15 protein-coding genes are annotated in these 19,906 nt (G+C 33.0%); all 15 read right to left on the bottom strand.

Annotated elements, in window-relative coordinates:
- Positions 1 to 211: 211 nt before the first annotated feature.
- The 15 genes from glnA to miaB all read right to left on the bottom strand — a co-directional run bounded on the left by glnA (position 212) and on the right by miaB (position 19,849).
- On the bottom strand, positions 212 to 1,555 hold the full coding sequence (gene glnA / locus EDD62_RS02695; RefSeq protein WP_123807434.1) for a type I glutamate--ammonia ligase: 1,344 nt from the start codon (positions 1,553 to 1,555) through the stop codon (positions 212 to 214).
- A 139-nt stretch (positions 1,556 to 1,694) separates the two neighbouring features.
- The gene (locus EDD62_RS02690) at positions 1,695 to 2,081 is read right to left on the bottom strand and encodes a MerR family transcriptional regulator (protein ID WP_077140341.1); all 387 of its coding nucleotides are present in this window, start codon (positions 2,079 to 2,081) and stop codon (positions 1,695 to 1,697) included.
- Between the two features lie 379 nt (positions 2,082 to 2,460).
- Entirely contained in the window at positions 2,461 to 3,696 is a 1,236-nt protein-coding gene (locus EDD62_RS02685; protein WP_123807433.1) for a methionine gamma-lyase family protein, read from the bottom strand.
- 95 nt (positions 3,697 to 3,791) lie between these two features.
- The gene (gene hflX / locus EDD62_RS02680; RefSeq protein WP_123807432.1) at positions 3,792 to 5,090 is read right to left on the bottom strand and encodes a GTPase HflX; all 1,299 of its coding nucleotides are present in this window, start codon (positions 5,088 to 5,090) and stop codon (positions 3,792 to 3,794) included.
- Between the two features lie 200 nt (positions 5,091 to 5,290).
- The gene (gene hfq / locus EDD62_RS02675; RefSeq protein WP_123807431.1) at positions 5,291 to 5,485 is read right to left on the bottom strand and encodes an RNA chaperone Hfq; all 195 of its coding nucleotides are present in this window, start codon (positions 5,483 to 5,485) and stop codon (positions 5,291 to 5,293) included.
- Between the two features lies 1 nt (position 5,486).
- Positions 5,487 to 6,662 carry a tRNA (adenosine(37)-N6)-dimethylallyltransferase MiaA gene (gene miaA / locus EDD62_RS02670; RefSeq protein ID WP_123807430.1) on the bottom strand — a complete coding sequence of 392 codons (1,176 nt, stop codon included), beginning with the start codon at positions 6,660 to 6,662 and terminating at the stop codon, positions 5,487 to 5,489.
- A 111-nt stretch (positions 6,663 to 6,773) separates the two neighbouring features.
- Positions 6,774 to 7,697: an alpha/beta hydrolase gene (locus EDD62_RS02665; RefSeq protein WP_123807429.1), complete on the bottom strand. Its 924-nt coding sequence runs from the start codon at positions 7,695 to 7,697 to the stop codon at positions 6,774 to 6,776.
- Positions 7,694 to 9,361, bottom strand: a complete 1,668-nt coding sequence (locus tag EDD62_RS02660; protein WP_123807428.1) for a glycerol-3-phosphate dehydrogenase/oxidase — start codon at positions 9,359 to 9,361, stop codon at positions 7,694 to 7,696. The genes EDD62_RS02665 and EDD62_RS02660 overlap by 4 nt, the downstream gene beginning before the upstream one ends.
- Before the next feature lie 44 nt (positions 9,362 to 9,405).
- Complete coding sequence (gene glpK / locus EDD62_RS02655; RefSeq protein WP_123807427.1) at positions 9,406 to 10,911, bottom strand: glycerol kinase GlpK; 1,506 nt, start codon at positions 10,909 to 10,911, stop codon at positions 9,406 to 9,408.
- A 128-nt stretch (positions 10,912 to 11,039) separates the two neighbouring features.
- Positions 11,040 to 11,858: an MIP/aquaporin family protein gene (locus tag EDD62_RS02650; protein ID WP_123807426.1), complete on the bottom strand. Its 819-nt coding sequence runs from the start codon at positions 11,856 to 11,858 to the stop codon at positions 11,040 to 11,042.
- A 256-nt stretch (positions 11,859 to 12,114) separates the two neighbouring features.
- Entirely contained in the window at positions 12,115 to 12,678 is a 564-nt protein-coding gene (locus EDD62_RS02645) for a glycerol-3-phosphate responsive antiterminator (RefSeq protein WP_123807425.1), read from the bottom strand.
- Between the two features lie 66 nt (positions 12,679 to 12,744).
- The gene (gene mutL / locus EDD62_RS02640) at positions 12,745 to 14,772 is read right to left on the bottom strand and encodes a DNA mismatch repair endonuclease MutL (protein ID WP_170152755.1); all 2,028 of its coding nucleotides are present in this window, start codon (positions 14,770 to 14,772) and stop codon (positions 12,745 to 12,747) included.
- Between the two features lie 201 nt (positions 14,773 to 14,973).
- Positions 14,974 to 17,619 (bottom strand): DNA mismatch repair protein MutS, encoded by a 2,646-nt coding sequence (gene mutS, locus EDD62_RS02635; protein WP_123807781.1) that lies wholly within the window; start codon positions 17,617 to 17,619, stop codon positions 14,974 to 14,976.
- A 275-nt stretch (positions 17,620 to 17,894) separates the two neighbouring features.
- Entirely contained in the window at positions 17,895 to 18,314 is a 420-nt protein-coding gene (locus EDD62_RS02630; RefSeq protein WP_123807423.1) for a YlbF/YmcA family competence regulator, read from the bottom strand.
- Positions 18,314 to 19,849 (bottom strand): tRNA (N6-isopentenyl adenosine(37)-C2)-methylthiotransferase MiaB, encoded by a 1,536-nt coding sequence (gene miaB, locus EDD62_RS02625; protein WP_077140352.1) that lies wholly within the window; start codon positions 19,847 to 19,849, stop codon positions 18,314 to 18,316. The genes EDD62_RS02630 and miaB overlap by 1 nt, the downstream gene beginning before the upstream one ends.
- Positions 19,850 to 19,906 lie beyond the last annotated feature (57 nt).

Raw genomic sequence — 19,906 nt, 5'->3', positions numbered from 1 at the left:
GATTTTTGAATCAAATACAAAAATTTAATTATTTTATATTTAACTTTATAGACATTTAGTTCCTTTTATATAGGTTTTAAAATAACATAATATAAACTGTTAATACGTAACCATCATAAAACACCTCATATTGAAAGTACAATATGAGGTGTTATTTAAACTATTTAATTCGTATGAAGTGATCAAAAAGATTCAAATTTTTTAATCAAAATTAATATTGACTTAAATACTGTTCTCTTTCCCATTCAGAAACGCTAGTTCTATACATATCCCACTCGATATTTTTAGACCCTAAAAATTGCTTATAAATATGAGGTCCTAAAGCATCTTGGATCACCTTATCTTCACGTAACGCTTTTAGCGCTGTATATAAAGTAGATGGTAAATCCTCTACACCTTCCGCTTCACGTTGTTCACGGTTCATGTCATAAATATTTTCATCAACAGGTTTTGTTGCTTCTTTCTTATTGCGAATACCATCAAGCCCTGCTTCTAAAATTGTTGCTAGCGCCATATAAGGATTTGCTGCTGGGTCTACTGAACGCACTTCGACACGCGTCGATAATCCTCTTGAAGAGGGAATGCGAATTAATGGTGACCTATTTTGTGCACTCCATGCAATATAACAAGGTGCTTCATATCCTGGTACTAAACGTTTATATGAATTTACTAATGGATTACAGATAGACGTGAATCCTCTCGCATGCTCTTGAATTCCTGCGATAAAATGATAAGCATCATCGCTTAATTCTAACTCACCATCTGGATTAAAGAATGCGTTCTCGCCGTCTTTAAATAATGACACGTTAAAGTGCATTCCATTCCCACTAATACCTTCTAACGGCTTTGGCATAAACGTTGCGTGTAAATTGTGCTTACGCGCGATTGTTTTAACAACTAATTTAAATGTTTGAATGTTATCACACGCAGTGATTGCATCCGCATATTTGAAGTCAATTTCATGTTGACCACTTGCCACTTCGTGGTGACTTGCTTCAACTTCAAATCCCATGTCTTCAAGTTCTAATACAATATCACGACGACAGTTTTCACCTAAATCTGTCGGTGCTAAATCGAAGTAACCACCATCATCATTTAACTCTAATGTTGGTTTACCTTTTTCATCTAATTTGAATAAGAAGAATTCAGGCTCAGGCCCAAGGTTGAAATCAGTATACCCCATATCTTTCATACGATTTAATACACGTTTTAAGTTAGAACGAGGATCACCTTCAAATGGCGTACCATCTGGTTTATAAATATCACAAATTAAACGCGCAACTTTACCTTTACCCGTTGTCCATGGAAAGATTACCCATGTATTTAAATCCGGATATAGTTTCATATCTGATTCTTCAATACGTACGAACCCTTCAATTGATGATCCATCAAACATCATTTCATTATCTAATGCTTTATCCAATTGGCTAATTGGAATTTCAACATTTTTGATCGTCCCTAAAATATCAGTAAATTGTAATCTTAAATAACGAACGTTTTCTTCTTCAGCGAAGCGTTTAATATCTTCTTTAGTATAATTTCTTTTGTTAGACATACTGTCTCTCCTCCAGTTAATAATCAAATTAATCGTTTAACAATCACTAGCATCACGAAAACAAAGTAACAGGTTGAGTGTAAAATATAAGATGAAAGTAAAGCATTAAACGATATAAAGAGTTATGTAGCTTTTGAAATTATTTCTTTTGCTTATAGAAACGAGATAAATCCCCTCTCGTTAAAGGTATTTCCCTACTTTCACCAGATAAAACCTTTTTAATATAATTCGTACTAAAATCTTCTTCAATATATTGTGGAGACGTTTCATCAGCACTCTTTTGTGCCGATCGATTAAGACGATCAAGTTCTTCTTTAATCTTCTTCATATTGAACCCTTTTTCAATGAGTAGCTTCACTTGACCAATGAGCTCAACATCATGAATTGAATACAATCGCTGTCCACCTTCTGATCTAGACGGACTAATCAATTCATTTGCTTCGTAGTATCTAATCTGTCTGGCTGATAAATGCGTTAATTGATTTACAATTTTCATCGTCAAAACGGGCATATCTTTATCTATCATCAAAGAAGTCCTCTCACAACAATATTAAATAAAATAACATTGAATCGTTAACGTTAAATAAATAAATTGTTAAAATATATTTATAAATCGTTAAATCAATTCATTATTATTTTTTTGATTAAAATTATTTAAATGATTCAAACAACTTAATCTACATTCATTTTAAAACGAAATATATATAAAAACAAATCCATGTCAGGAAAGTTGACATAGATTTGTTTTAATTATGTTTAGAGGTTACATAATGCTTTCTTAGATTTATTTTTTAAACTGTTAATCTTATAAGTATCGATCTTTATTGAAGCATAATTGTTAATTTTAAACTGATTTAGTCAGGTTATACCAAATATATTAGATTGATATAATGAATTTTTACTCATTATCTTATTTTGTTATACCGTTCAATTAATCTCATGACAAATAATTCAACATGCTCAAACGTCAATCCACCTTGAATATAAGCGATATAAGGTGATTTAATCGGTGCATCTGCACTCAGTTCAATACTAGATCCTTGGGTGAATGTTCCGGCAGCCATAATCACTTCACTTGAGTATCCCGGTAGTTCAGATGGTACCGGTGTGACATGGGAATTGACAGGTGAATATCTTTGGACATATTGGCAAAATTCAATTAAACGTTCTTTATCATTGAATTCAATTGCTTGAACGATATCAGTTCTCTCTGCATTAGGTTTAGGATAACTCACATATCCATATTGCTCCATAATATATGCAATTAATATCGCTCCTTTTAGACTATTTTTAACAACTGAAGGCGCTAGAAATAAGCCTAAATACATATCTTTCAATTGATTTAAACTTGCACCAACTTCTTTTCCAATACCTGGTGAAATAAATGTTTCTGAAATTCTTTGAATCAAAGATTCTCGACCAACAATATATCCACCCATCTCCGCAATACCTGCACCTAGATTCTTGATCAATGAACCTGCCACAATGTCTGCACCTACATCTGTAGGTTCCTGTTCTTCAACGAACTCTCCATAACAATTATCAACAAAAATGATTACATCAGGATATTGTGATTTAATTCTTTGAATACACGCTTCAATCTCTTTTATTGTAATTGAAGGTCTACTGCTATATCCTCTAGACCGTTGAATCGCAATCACCTTCGTCGATGAATTGATTGAATGAATCACCTTCTCAACATCTATTTTATCGTTCAATAAATCGATAGATTGATAGTTCATACCACGCTGAATAAATGAAACTTCAGAATGTCCACTAATTCCAATCACTTCATGCAATGTATCATACGGATCTCCTGTAATATACATCAGCTCATCACCATAATTTAATAGGCCATTTAACGCGGTATATATCGCGTGAGTACCTGATACAAGACTGTATCGTACAAATGCATCTTCAGCATTAAATATTTCTGCATAAATTGACTCCAATTTGTCACGACCGATATCATCGTAGCCATAACCTGAGGTCCCATTAAGATCTGATTCACTCAATTGATGTGCATTAAATGCATCAAGTACTTTTTCTTTATTCTTTAATGCAACTCTGTCGATTGCTTCATATTGATTATTAAGCATATCATTTGCTTGTTTAAGTTGTTTGTATACTCGCTCATTCATTGTAATCACCATTTCTATATCTTTCTATTTCTTTTGATCTCTGTCTATTTAACACGATAATCTCTATATAGGTTTATATCATTCTATCGTACAGTTCAAGTCCATTGATTTAATAATGATTTATTACTTATATAACCATTAATGACGTATCGTTCTTTCACTTCATCTATATCAATTGATTCAATAATTGTTTGCTGTTTTAATGTATACAATGTATTACTATCATGTATTGGAATGATCACCGTATATGATTCATACAGCCCTCTTAAAACGTCTAAAATTTTATCTTTAACAACTTTACCATCATCTAATTGACTGCTGACAGAAATTGTAGGGGCTTGGAATGAAGAGATATCACGTTCAATCACATCACTCTTATTCATGATGACGATACGTTCAATCTCATCATCTGGCATAATCTTCCCAATGATTTCTGTAACAGTATCATAATGTTCCATATATGCATCATCACTACTATCAATCACAATTAATAAGATATCAGAGTCCATCGCTTCTTCTAAAGTTGATTTAAATGCCTCTACTAACTCAGTCGGTAATTCACGTATAAATCCAACCGTATCAATTAATTTCATTGAAAAACCATGTTCATTGAGTTGAACATCACGTTTCAGTGTATCTAATGTCGCAAAAAGCAAATCATCTTCGTAAGTCATTGCTTGCGTTAACACGTTGAACCATGATGACTTCCCGGCATTCGTATAGCCGACTAAAGCAACTTTAGGCGCACTTTGTCGGTTATCTTTTTCACGCCTTCTCATACGCATTGTTTCTAATCGACTTAACTTGCGTTTTAATTCATTCATTCTTGAACGAATGTGACGTTGATCTTGCTCTAACTTAGTTTCACCAGGTCCTCTTGCACCAATCCCCCCTGCTTGCCTAGACAGACTTTTTCCATGACCTGAAAGTCTAGGGAGGAGATAACTTAATTGTGCTAGTTCTACTTGTATCTTACCTTCATTTGACTCCGCTCGACTCGCAAAGATATCTAAAATTAATTGTGTACGGTCAATAATTTTAATATCAATCAATTGATCAATGTAATTTAACTCACTAGCACTGATAGAATCATTCACTAATACGATATCAATTGCAGTATCATTTGAATCATCAAGATTATATTGATCAATGAACGCTTTCACTTCTTCTAGTTTACCAACACCCATATATTTAGGACCACGAAGGCGCTCTTGAGTGAATGTTTTCACAACTTCTATGTTGGCACTATTTAACAGACTCGTTGCTTCTTCAATTAATGCTTCATCGCTGACAGATGTCTTTTTAGAATTTTTCTTTTTATTTTCAGGATCTATTCTTTGAAGAATAATCGCATGTTGCTTTGTATCTCTGCTTTTGTTTGGATTATGTTCCAATGTATCAAATCCTTTTTTTAGTTATGATATAGTCTATTATATTATTTATTAAACAAATAAAGAAAACAATGCCTCAACAAGAAGCATTGTCACATCAATAAGGTTATTTAATTAATAAATTTAAAGTTCATAATAAATAGTTCTAAACATTAAAATTGATAATATTACTCAACACAAATAAAATTTTTCACTTAACAATTTTACTTCACAAATGTTGAAATTGCATGCTTATAAATCAAATGTTCCTGATTGTCTGCTTTTAGCAAGATCACATACTTATCAAAATCGATAATTTCACCCTTCATTTGATAGCCATTTAATAAAAATACAGTAACTAAAGTTTTTGATGTTTTGAAGTCATTTAAAAATTTATCTTGCAAATCAACATTAGCCATTTTAGTATTCTCCTTTTTTGAACTTTTCTATACTTTCTTGTATAAGTTTATTATACAAGATTTCATCAAATGGGTCCAACCACATGACAGAGAATTGGTTATGAAAATACGTTAATTGCCTTTTAGCAAATTTCCGTGTGTTTTGTTTAATTTGATTAATTATGGATTGCTTTAATTCAATCAGAACATTATTAAGCATGAAATTATCTGTTACGATTTTATTTATATAGTGATTTGATTGACTTGATAAATTGGATTTATACAATTTACTCGATAAACCTGAAATTGATTGTTCTATTATGCCATCTTCTTCAATACACTTAATGAAAGGTGTCCATTCTTTATATCCAATCGCTTGAAAGCTCGTTGAATTTTTATATTGATCATATAAACTATATACCTCACTGAATAATCCATCATTAATCATTATATCGATTCGTCGATTAATTCTATCATACAATACATCTCGGTCGGTATTTAGACCAATAAGAAGCGGTTTATAACGATCATTTAAAACTGTTTGTTTCGTTGCATTCGTAATGGATTCACCGTGAATTGTCATGTATTCTATCGCACGTATCACACGCTTCCTGTTATTTGGGTGTATCGTTTGAGCTGCTTCAAAATCGATTGACTTTAATTGTTCAAATAATTCAGCATTAGAAAGAGCAGCGAGTTGTTGTCTAATTTGTTCTTTAAGCACTTCATCTTCATCTTGCTTTAAAGGGAAAGTGTATAACAAACTCTTCATGTACAAACCTGTCCCACCAACGATGATAGGAACCTTCCCCTTTGAATGAATTAAATCAATATAATGTTCAGCTTTCTGTTGAAAAATCGCGACATTATAAGTTTCATCCGGCATATATTCATCAATTAAATAATGAGCAATACCCTCGCGTTCTGCTACGGTCGGTTTTGCCGTCCCGATGTCCATATATTTATAAATTTGATATGCATCAGCATTGATAATTTCACCGTTCAACGTTTTTGCAAGACGAATACTTAGCTCCGTTTTACCGACAGCTGTTGGACCTATGATACAAATGATTGGTATTGAATCAGATTGTTCATGTGTCTCCTTATGTTGATCATGGTGCACATCATTTTCACTTTTTAACTGATCTTTTGTATTATTTGTATTATTATAAACACGATTAAAGTTTAAATTGCTCATTTAACCACTCTTTCAAATATATTGAACATATTTATTACTTTAAAATAAATTTTTATACTTTTAGAATATATACTTTAATTAGTTATTCTTTATACTTAACTTGTTTCTTTTTCATTTAATCAACTTATCATTAATCCACTGCCTAATATTATCATAAACTTGTACTTTATTCTGCTCAAATAATACTTCATGTCGACTCTTAGAATACAATTGAACAAATACTTCTTCTAATCCAGCTTGTTTCATTCGTTCAGCTAATAATCTAATGGATTGTCCACGATGTGCAAATGTATCACCTTTTCCTGCAATGAACAATACAGGTTTTCGTTTATCCATTTGATTAATATTTTCTAATTGACTTGCTTCATACATGGCACTTTCAATAACATCTAAAGATTTAGTTGACATGTTATATCCAAAATGAGGGTCATCGTTTAATGGCTTCGTCATATTACGACTAGAGTTCAACCAACTATGACGATCAAATTCATGAAAGTACGGTATATTATAAGTTAAGAAGTTTAATCGATTGATCATTGGGTGAAATTGTTTATTTGAAAAATACTGTACACCTTTTAGGATCGATTGATTTAAACTGTGTGATAACCCATCGACGTGCGACGTTCCGACAAAAATATAGCCGTTATATAAGTTAGGATGTTGTATCGCGACGTTCCTCGCAATAATACTTCCCATAGAATGACCCATCAATACAGTTGGCAAGTCATTCGGAATAATTTCATCATACATCGTAATACAATCATCGATTAATTCATCGATATGATTAAAATGCCCTTGTGTTCTATGCTCAAAATTGTATCCAGACCCTCGGTGATGGTGAAGATAAACATTTATTCGATGGGCATTGAACCATTCACACATTTCATGATAACGCCCGATATGTTCACTCATTCCATGTAAGAAATGGATAGCGCATACTGCACTATCCACTTCGTATTTTTGATATTCAAGTCTTTGTCCGTCTGATGTAAACGTTGTTTCAACCAAGTGTTCCGTTTTATTAAATTGATTCATTTAACATCCCTCGTTGCATGTTTTGCTTCTTGGATAGCTTTATTTAACTCCTCAGTATAGATTTCAGTTTTTACGTTATCCCAATTGAGTAAATGTTTCATCGCATCAATCACTTTACGTTTATAACGTTCAACATATTCAATATCAAAGAATAATGTACCCGTTCTTCTAATAAAGAAGTCTACTGGTTTATTAATCATTTCATGCTGAATGCTATATACAACTTGAGCATAGACCGAACTTGGTAATCCAAATGAATCTTCATTGCTGACGGAATGAGCAATTCTGAACAATTCATCCACGTTAGAACCGTATAGCCTAGTTAAATATTCGCCCTCTTCTTCCGTTAATTTAAAGTCTTTAGCTTGAGCTTTCTTCTCTTCGATAAATTGTTCTAAACGATCACTTCCGCCGATATCACCACCAGAAATTGGTGTTTTCTTAGTGTTACACTTTTTAAATTTAAGTTGTTGTTCTTCTCTTAGCCTTTTTGCTAATAAGTCAACGATCTCTTCAGCCATATGACGATATCCTGTCAATTTACCACCAGCAATCGTGAGTAGACCACTATCACCTTCCCAAATCTCATCTTTACGAGAGATTTCAGATGGATCTTTACCTTCTTCAAGGATTAATGGTCTAATCCCTGCCCAACTTGACTCAATATCTGCATCAGTAATTTCAACTGAAGGGAACATATATTTAATTGCATTCATTAAATAATCTCTATCTTCTTGAGTCACCTTCGGCGAAGCTTTGTCGTATTCAAAGAATGTATCTGTCGTTCCTACATACGCTTTACCATTTCTAGGGATTGCAAAAATCATTCGTCCATCTTTTTCAGTATCAAAATAGACTGCTTGTTTTAATGGGAAGACTGATTCATCAAAGACAATATGAACACCTTTCGTCAATCTTAAATTTTTATTATTTTTTGAGTAATCAGCGTCACGTACTTCATCAACCCAAGGTCCAGTCGCATTGATTACTTTGTGTGCTGTCATATGAAATGTTTGATTATTTAACATATCTTGAACTTTAATGCCTGTAATTTTTTTATTTTGGTCATAAATAAATTCAGTGGATTTTGCATAGTTCAAAATATCTGCACCAAATTCACTCGCCTTTTTCATCACTTCAATCGTAAGTCTAGCATCATCTGTCTTATATTCAACATAATGGCCACCACCTTTTAGACCTTGCTGCTTCACTAGTGGCTCCATCTCTACAGTTTCTTCTTTATTTAACATGACACGACGTTCACTTTTCTTTACACCTGCCAAAAAGTCATAAACAGTTAACCCAAGCATCGTCGAGAACTTCCCGAAAGTACCGCCTTTATGCATTGGAAGAAGCATTCTTTCTGGCGTAGTCACATGTGGACCATTTTCATATACAATTGCTCTTTCTTTACCTGTTTCACTAACTACTTTAATTTGAAATTGCTTTAAGTATCTTAAACCACCATGGACAAGTTTCGTTGATCTTGATGAAGTACCTGCTGCAAAGTCTTGCATTTCAATCAAAGCAACTTTCATCCCTCTTTGAGCAGCATCCAAAGCAATCCCCGCACCTGTAATACCACCACCAACAATGATTACATCATAATGTGTACTGGCCATCTTTTCTTTACGGGTTGTTCTATCAATTGCCGTTAAACTCATTTAAACTTCCTCCTTATAGTGTTCATCGTTATACATAAAACTAATTATTTATTATTCGGTTTAAATTTCTGTGTCGCTTCAACCGCTGAAACCCATCCACTATATAATTTTTCTCTTTGTTCGTTATCCATATTAGACTCAAATGTTTTTTCTATTTCTGTTTTTTGCTTAATTTGTTCAACATCTTCATAATATCCAACAGCAAGTCCCGCTAAATATGCGGCACCTAACGCCGTTGCTTCATTCACTTTCGTACGTTCAACAGGCACATCCAAAATGTCAGATTGGAATTGCATCAAGAAATTGTTTTTTACTGCGCCACCATCTGCGCGTAAAGTTTTTAATTCAATCTTAGCATCTTCTTCCATCGCATTGATCACATCTTTAGTTTGGTAAGCTAAACTTTCCAACGTTGCCCTTACGAAATGTTCTTTAGTTGCACCTCTTGTTAATCCAAATACAGCACCACGTGCTTCTGAATCCCAATACGGTGTCCCTAATCCGACAAATGCAGGAACGACATATACTCCGTTATTATCTTCCACTTTCATTGCGTAATCTTCACTAATACTAGCATCATTAAACATTCTCATCGAATCACGCAACCATTGAATCGCTGATCCAGCAACGAAGATTGATCCTTCAAGTGCGTACTTTACTTCACCATTAATGCCATATGCAATCGTCGTCAATAAACCATGGTCACTTATAACGGCTTCAGTACCAGTATTCATTAACATGAAACACCCAGTACCATATGTGTTCTTCGCTTCACCCTTATTGAAACAAGCTTGACCGAATAAAGCAGCTTGTTGGTCACCCGCAATCCCGGCGATTGGCACTTGCTGACCGAAAAAATGAACAGGATCAGTCTCTACATATACTTCACTTGAACTTTTCACTTCTGGAAGCATAGATTTAGGAACGGTTAAATGCTCTAACAATTCGTCATCCCATTTCAATTCAAAGATATTATACATTAACGTACGACTCGCATTCGTATAATCTGTAATGTGTGCTTTACCACCTGATAATTTCCATACAATCCATGTATCAATCGTTCCAAACAATAAATCTTCATTTTCAGCTTTTTCACGCGCACCTTCAACGTGATCTAAAATCCATTTTACTTTCGTTCCAGAGAAATATGGATCTAACAATAATCCTGTTTTATCTCTAAATGTCGCTTCTAAATCTTTTGACTTTAAGTCATCACAAATATCTTGTGTTTGACGAGATTGCCATACAATCGCATTATAAATCGGACGACCTGTATTTTTGTCCCAAACAACAGCCGTTTCACGTTGATTCGTAATCCCGATAGAAGCAATCTGTGACGGTTTAATATCATTATCATTTAATACTGACGCTAGACATGACAATATTGAACTCCAAATTTCATTCGCATTATGTTCAACCCAACCAGCTTTTGGGAAAATTTGTTCAAACTCTTTTTGGCTAACACCTACCACTTCACCATTTTGATCAAAAATCATCGCACGTGAGCTTGTAGTTCCTTGGTCTATTGATAATACATATTTATCTGACATACTAAACTCTCCTTATAAGTTGATTATAATTTAAACCTACTATTTTTTAATATATATATTCGTATCATTACTTCATTACCCTCAATATTCAATTGTATTCATCATGCTTATTTGTAAAGTCAAATAATTTATAGCATTCTATCAAACTGATTATTGTATACTTTCTTGTTTAAAAACGCACCTAGCGCTAATGTTAAAACAACAACCACTATTGTAATCCATAAGTAATGATTAATAATCCCTTCAAAAGCAGCCATATAAACTACTGAACCTAACATTGCACCTACAATTGGGCCAAGGAATGGTACGATAGCATATTCAAAATGACTTGAACCTTTCCCTTTAATTGGTAAAAACATATGTGCAATTCTCGGTCCAAAATCACGTGCTGGATTAATTGCATAACCAGTTGTGCCTCCAAGTGATAAACCAATTGCTACGATAAGGAAACCTACGATTAATGGATTTAATCCATCTGTAAATTGATTTGCACCAATAAATAATAACCCTAATAATAATACTGCAGTTCCAATAATTTCACTTAAAAAGTTATTCACGTAGTTCGGTATCGCTGGACTAGTACTATAAGTTCCTAATTGAGCACCTTGATCTTCTGTCGCATTAAAGTGTGTAGCATATTGAACCCATACAATAACGGCACCAATAAATCCACCGATTATTTGAGCAATAATATATCCAGGTACCTTTGCCCACTCAAAATCTCCAGCTGTTGCCAATCCGATAGATACCGCAGGATTTAGATGAGCTCCTGAAAATTGTCCTACTGCATATACTCCAAAAGCAACACCAAATCCCCAACCAAATGCAATAACAATCCAATCACTTCCATGGGCTAGTGTTTTTTTCAAATTGACATTCGCACAAACACCTGCACCAAAAATAATTAAAATCATCGTACCAATTAACTCTGCTAAATATTCATTCATAAATATCCCCCTAAACATTTTTAAAATTGCAAATAATGCGACGAATTAAAGGTTTAAAAAAGAGCACAGCAATGCCTACCATTTTAAAATAGCACATTTGCTGGCTCTTTGTCTCGAAGCACTATTAACTTAATATAAATTGTAAACGTTTTCTCATTCAATGTCAATTTGTTTTAATTGATTTTAATACAAAAGCTAATATTAGATTAAAAGTGTATAATTATTAATTGTATTAATAATTTTTGTATTAATAATTTTAATGTTGATCATAATGTTTGAAGATTGGAATGTGGCTCGTCGTAATATATTGAGCACCGTGAGATAGAACAAGCTCACATTCTTCAACCGATTGAATCAGTCCACCAGCAATAATTGGTTTTTCTGTCTCTTTTGATATATGTTCAATCGTTTTGTAAATTGTTCCAGGTAATATTTCAATAAAATCAGCTTGTGTCGAATTTATTTGTGATATCCCTTTCTTCAACGCTTGAGAATCAATGATAAATAATCTTAAAATAGTCTTTACACCTAATTTTTTCGCACGTTGAATCAATTTTGGCTTTGTCGTAATAATCCCATCTGGTTTATACTTTTGGATAATATATTCAACAGCATATTCATCATGACTAATACCTTTAATTAAATCTATGTGTAACCATATAAAGACAGTCTTCTTGCTTCGAATATAGTGAATGATATGTTCTAAATGACCGATATGACACTCCAGTAACACAATCGTGTCATAATTCAGTTGCATGACTTTTTCCATATCTTTCATATCACGAATTGCTGGTATTAATGACTGATGTGTCTTTTGCATTGAATATCCCCCTTTCACATCATATCGTCATAGAGTGATGATAGATTATATATAAACTTTATAAATTTATTGCTGTATTCTATTAAACAGCTTTTCCAGTTCAGACACTGACCATTTAATAATAATCGGTCTTCCATGTGGACACGTGTATGGCATCGACGTTTCTCTTAAAGCATTTAATAGTGCATTCATTTGAGCAAAATTCAACTGCTCATTCGCTTTAATCGCCATCTTACAACTCATCATAATTGCCGCTTCTTCCATAATATCTTGAATCGTCAATACTTCTTTTTCAATCATCAAATCAATCATAGCATGAGCCGCTTCTGTAGGTTCTACCTTATGGTACATTGTTGGCCATTCATTCAATATAAGTGATGTGTCACTAAACATTTCAAATTTCAATCCTATATTTTCAAATAACTCAATATGTTCCATAACAAACGACACATCTTCACGTGTTCTCTCAATTTTGATTGGAATCATCAATAATTGTGACTCTATTAATTTCTGACCAAATTGTTCATAATATTTTTCATAATTAATTCTCTCTTGTGCTGCATGTTGGTCCATTAAATAAAGTCCTTCATCATTTTGCATCATAATATAAGTTCCATGTGCTTGACCTATAATTTCTAAGTAAGGTAATCGATTTGATTCTACTGTTTGCTCATATTCATAATTTGCTTCCTTTGAATTGCTTGATTTGTTTGATTCATTTGAATCACTTGATTGGTATGATTCGTTTGAGGGTTTTAATTGCTCTAATTCATTAAATTGTTCTGACTGGTTATTTTCATGATTAATATTTTTATTGTATTCATGTAAATCATCTTTAATATGAGTATTTTCATCTTCATTAGAATTTTTGTTTAATTCATATCTTTTATTAAAATTATTTTCTAAATTAAGTTGGTCATCTTTCTTTTGTTTATTTTTAATAGACAATGGTGATTGCACCGAACTTGATGTCATACTTTGATCAGAGCGTAACCAATCAATTTGTTCATGTTTCTGCTTTAGTTGCGAATTGTTTTGAAGATTTTCCCCATTTTTAACTAATCCATCATCCTCTATATTTCGTTTTTTTGAAGAGACTTTCGATGGAATTAGTTGTATCGATTGCATCTTTTGTTGAATCGTATCACGTATTAATTCAAACAATTCATTCTCTTTTGATAATCTAACTTCTTCTTTTGTTGGATGCACATTAACATCTATAATTTGAGGATCCATTGTTAAATGTAATACGACAATAGGGAATTTACCTATAGGTAACAATGTTTTATATCCTTCTAGTATCGCTTTGTTTAATTTATAATTTTTAATATACCTTCCATTAATAAAGATGGATATATAATGATTTGAACTTCTAAAGTGATGTGGTCTAACAATAAGACCTGTTAGATCATAATCTTGAGTATGTCCATCGATGACCAAGCTATCTTTCGCAATTTGTGTTGAATAAACAGATTTAATTACTTCTGTCATTGACCCTCGTCCTGTTGACTGTATGGACACTTTACCATCTACTTTTAATTTAAAAGCTATTTCTGGATGGGCTAACATCATGCGTTGGATGATATTAGTAATCTTCGCTTGTTCCGTTTGTAATGACTTAATATATTTCAATCTAGCAGGTGTGTTGTAAAACAAATGACTTACAGAGATATCAGTTCCTTGTCGTGCAATACTAGGGGTTATCTCATCCGATTGATTCGGTTCATATTGATATCCTTCAATGCCGTCTACTGAAGAACTAATAGACACCTCAGCAACAGATGCAATACTCGCTAATGCCTCACCACGAAATCCTAATGTCCTAATATGGAATAAATCACGATCTTCTTTTAATTTACTCGTTGCATGACGATTAAATGCTAATTTCATATCATCTTTATATATTCCATGGCCATTATCCACGATTCTAATTCGCTTTAGTCCTGCTTCTTCTATCTCAATTGTAATCATAGAAGCATTCGCATCGATTGAGTTTTCAACGAGTTCTTTCACTACACTACTTGGTCTTTCAACCACTTCTCCTGCTGCTATTTTATCAGCGAGTGAGTGTTTTAATACATGTATTCTATTCATCGAATAAATACCTCCTTTCATTTTTAATCATTTTTAATCCTATTTACTAGTCGTGTTTATTATTGTAGTTTAATTTTTATATTTCTACTGATATACTCTGATGAATATATTTTAATTAAAATTTGTTTGATTCATACTGATTAATTTTAAAATTATATTCTGTATATTGTATGAATTCATAATTATAATAAACCAATAAAATCACTCTTCTTTTAAAGATGACTTTAAGGATTGAATGAAGTTCATTGCTTCTAATGGTGTTTTTTCAATGAGATTAAATTGTTCAATCATATCAATAATCTTATTTGCTTTCGTCATGTCTACTTGTTCTGTATCAAATAATGTACTAAAAGATAATTGTTCCTCATCTACTTTCTCCGAGACATGCTTTTCAACTTTAGATTGACCTCCTGTTCGTAATTCAATCGACGTGCCATCTTGACGTTGCGATGCTTCCTGAATGTTTGTACTCTGTTGTGATTCCAATTCACTCAAAATCGTAGTCGCACGTTGTATGACTTCATTAGGAAGCTCAGCTAATTTGGCCACTTCAATGCCATAACTTTTCTTTACAGCTCCTGGCATCACTTTATGAAGAAAGAATAAATGACCATTTTGTTGTTTTGCAGTCACGTGGATATTAAATAATGGTTTTAACGATTCCTCCAGTTCTGTTAGTTCATGATAATGTGTTGAGAAAAATGTCTTTGCATGGATATGTTTTGCAATGTATTCAAGCATACTTTTGGCAAGTGCCATGCCATCATACGTTGATGTCCCTCGACCTATCTCATCAAATATAATTAAACTATTTTCAGTTGCTTCTGTTAACGCAACACTTGCTTCCATCATTTCAACCATAAATGTACTTTTACCACCAGCGAGATCATCACTCGCACCGATTCGAGTGAATATTTTATCAAATATAGGAAGTACCGCTTCGTCAGCGGGTACATATGACCCCATTTGAGCCATAATACTAATAATCCCAACTTGGCGCATATAAGTGCTTTTACCACTCATATTTGGTCCGGTTAAGAGTGCGATATAGTCTTGATCATTCATATTGCAATCATTCGGTACATAATCTTCAACATTCATGACCGCTTCAACAATCGGATGTCGTGCATTCCTTAAAGTCAATGTTTTATCTTTGCTAAATGTTGGTCTCACATAATGGTGTTGAGATGCGAGTTCAGCCATGCTTTGTAATACATCAATTTCACTCATTAATAGAGCGATTTGTTGTAATGATTGGATATGTTCATTGAGTGTTGATCTAAGCTCTATAAACAACTCATATTCTAATTGATGACTTTTCTCTTTAGCAGATTCAATCTGTTGTTCTTTTTCTTTCAATTCATCCGTTATAAATCGCTCAGCATTTGTCAACGTTTGTCTTCTCTGATAACCGAAATGAGATTCATCGAATGAATGAAGTTGAGCTTTCGATATTTCAATATAATAACCAAATACTTTATTATAATTCACTTTAAGTGATTTAATTCCCGTATCATTTCGTTGCTGTTGTTGATAATTCAATAACCAATCTTCAGCATTCATTGATATATCCCTTAATTCATCTAACGACTCATCATATCCAACATTAAATAGCTTTCCTTCTGTATACTGATTCGGTGGATTATCAACGATTGCACCGTCAATAAGGTTGAATACATCGGTTAATCTTTGTAGAGTCGATTCAATATCAACATTAAATGATATATTGAAATGTTCTAACATCCATGTCAAACAATTCTGAACATTTAATAATGATTGCTCTAATTGTTTAATATCTTTTGGATTCGCGTTATTAAACGCGATACGCGATGCTAGACGATCAATATCATAAATTCCAGTTAGCATTTCTCTCAGTTCATCTCGTTCGATAAATTGTTCGATGAACTGATGTACTTTCATTTGTCGCTTCTCAATATCGTTTTGACTAATTAATGGCTTATCTATCCATTTTTTCAATAATCTTCTGCCCATTGGTGTCATCGTATAATCCATTAAATGAAATAAACTACCTTTTTTCTTCTTAGTAGAAATACTTTCATGCAGCTCTAGATTCATGACAACACTACTATCCATTTGCATGTATTTAGATAACGAATATTCTTCAATCTCTTTAATATGCGTTAAACTATGACGTTGATGTGAATAAATATAATTGAATAGTTTTTGAACGACTGATTGCTGTTTTAATAAATCTGATATTTCAAATTGTACAATGTCGTCTAACGGGTTTAATTGATGATGTATTTGTATGATGTATTGTCCTTTAAGCATTTCGGGTATTAATTGTAACGTGGAATCACTCACAACAATTTCTTTCGGATTAATCATCATCACTTCAGAAATTAGTGTTTGATTATTTTGATCAAACTGAGTGAAGTAACAATCACCAGTTGTAACGTCTACGTATGCTAAAGTATAGTATTCTTTAACCATATCGATGCATAGGACATAATGATGTTCATCATTATCAATCGCATAGTCATCCATTGCAGTCCCTGGTGTAAGTACTTTCACAACTTCTCTTCGAACCATCCCTTTGACCGCTTTGGCATCTTCCATTTGTTCACATATCGCAATTTTATACCCACGATCTAACAACGTTTTAATATAGCCATTTGCACTATGATGAGGCACTCCGCACATTGGAATAGGATTTTCCTTTTTCGCATCACGTGCGGTCAGGGTAATTTCTAACTCTTTGCTAGCAATCTTTGCATCGTCAAAGAACATTTCATAAAAATCACCTAATCTAAAAAACAATAGACAATCTTCATACTCAGACTTTATAGATAAATATTGTTTCATCATCGGTGTTTGTTCAGTCATTGTATTCAATCCCTTTAACTCTTCTTTATTATAGTATTTTATCATAATTTCTTATATTATTTCTCTTTCAAAATCTATCCTTTATGTACAACAAAATATATCACTTCAATTAATAAATAAATCAATGTAACATAACAAAAAGTTATGAACCATTAGATAGACAAGAAATATAATTAGAATTATATCAAGAATAAATAAAAGGATGAGTATATACTCATCCTTTATCGATATTAAAATTTATTTACTTCAATGATGATAATTCATAAATCATAACATTATTTATGATTTGATGAATGTTCTACTGCAGCGCCAGTAATACCGTATTGAACATCTCCACCTGTTGATTTAATAATTTCATCTGTTACTGTTTGACTGATTGCATGAGACACCATTTGCATTATTTCACTCACTTCTGTTTGTGATGCTTTAAACTCATCAACAATTGGAATTTCATCAAGTTCTTTTTCAATATTTGCTAATTTTTCTTCAGTCAACTTCAACGCTTTTTCTTTACCATATGCCTGAAAGTTTACAGCTTGCTTTTGTAAACTTTTTAGTCCTGCCATTTTTTCACGTACATTTTGATTTTCATGAATTTTCGCTTCACATTTCTTAAATTGCTCGACCTCTTCAGTTTCTGAAATCATTTGTCCTAATTTAATTGCTTGTTCTCTTATATCATCTCTTGTATACATTAAACTTCTACTCCTTCACGCTGTTCTACTATCGATACAAACTTACCATTTAAAGAATAATTCATCGCTTCTGTAATTTCTACCATCACACGTTGACCTATTAATTCTTCACTACCGATGAAATTAACCAATTTATTCTTTCTAGTGTAACCACTAAGTACATCATCACGTTTCTTACTTGTTCCTTCGCATAAAACTTCAACCGTCTCACCGACGTATTGACTTAATGCTCTCTCACTATATTCTGTGACGAGTTTGTTTAATCGTTGCAATCGATCCGACTTAACTTCTTTCGATACATTATCATCCATCTTTGCAGCTGGTGTTCCTGGGCGTGGCGAATAAATGTAAGTATACGCATGTTCAAATCCAACTTCTTCGTACAATGATAAGGTTTCTTGGAACTGTTCTTCTGTTTCATTTGGGTAGCCGACAATAATATCAGTGGTTAATGCAACATCAGGAATTTGTTGTTTAATTTTTCGAACGAGTTCTAAATAACTTTCTCTAGTATATTTACGTCCCATGATTTTTAACACTTCATTGTTACCTGATTGCACAGGCAAGTGGATATGCTCGACTAAATTTCCTCCAGTTGCGAGGACTTCAATTAAATTATCCGTAAAGTCCCAAGGATGACTTGTCGTAAATCTAACTCTAGGAATATCAATCTTTGAAACATCTCTCATTAAGTCACCTAAATCATAATCCAACCCTAAATCTTTACCGTATGAATTGACGTTTTGACCTAATAAACAAATTTCTTGATACCCTTGCCTTGCAAGATCTCTAACTTCATCAATGATATCTTTAGGCATTCTTGATCGTTCTTTCCCTCGAGTAAACGGCACGATACAATACGTACAGAATTTATCGCAACCATACATAATATTTACCCACGCTTTAATTTTACCATCGCGGACTTTTGGAAGGTTCTCTATCACATCACCTTCTTTAGACCAAACTTCAACAACCATCGCTTTCGACATATAAGCTTCTTCTAATATCTCAGGCAAACGATGTATATTATGAGTCCCAAAAATCATATCTACATTGTGATATGACTTTAATATTTTATTCACTACCGCTTCTTCTTGAGACATACAACCACATACGCCGATCAAACAGTCAGGGCGTGCTTGTTTGATATGTTTCAAATTTCCTATTTCACCAAAGACTTTATTCTCAGCATTTTCACGAATTGCACACGTATTTAATAAAATGACGTCTGCATCATCAACTGAAGTCGTTGCTTCATATCCTAAACTTTGGAAAATCCCTGCCATCACTTCTGTGTCATGCGCGTTCATTTGACAACCGTACGTTCTAATGTAAAATTTACGTCCTTTACCCATTCCTTGGAATCGTTCATCAATTTTAAAATCTTTATGATATTGAACATCTTCTTTACCACGTTTTCTAGCATCTTTTAAATTAGGTGGCTCGAATACGTGTTCGAAATATTTACTATAATCTTTTTCTAAGTTTGGCTTAGTTTTAGTTTGTTGCTGCTGCTTTCTTTGTTCTTCATTCACTTTAAAAAATCCTCTCTAAACCTATATATTAACTTATTATAAAGGTTTTTGAGAGGA

The sequence above is a fragment of the Abyssicoccus albus genome, from assembly GCF_003815035.1.
Taxonomy (GTDB): Bacteria; Bacillota; Bacilli; order Staphylococcales; family Abyssicoccaceae; genus Abyssicoccus; species Abyssicoccus albus.
The sequence above is the reverse complement of the archived record's forward strand: the minus strand, read 5'-3'. Positions and strand labels throughout refer to the sequence as shown.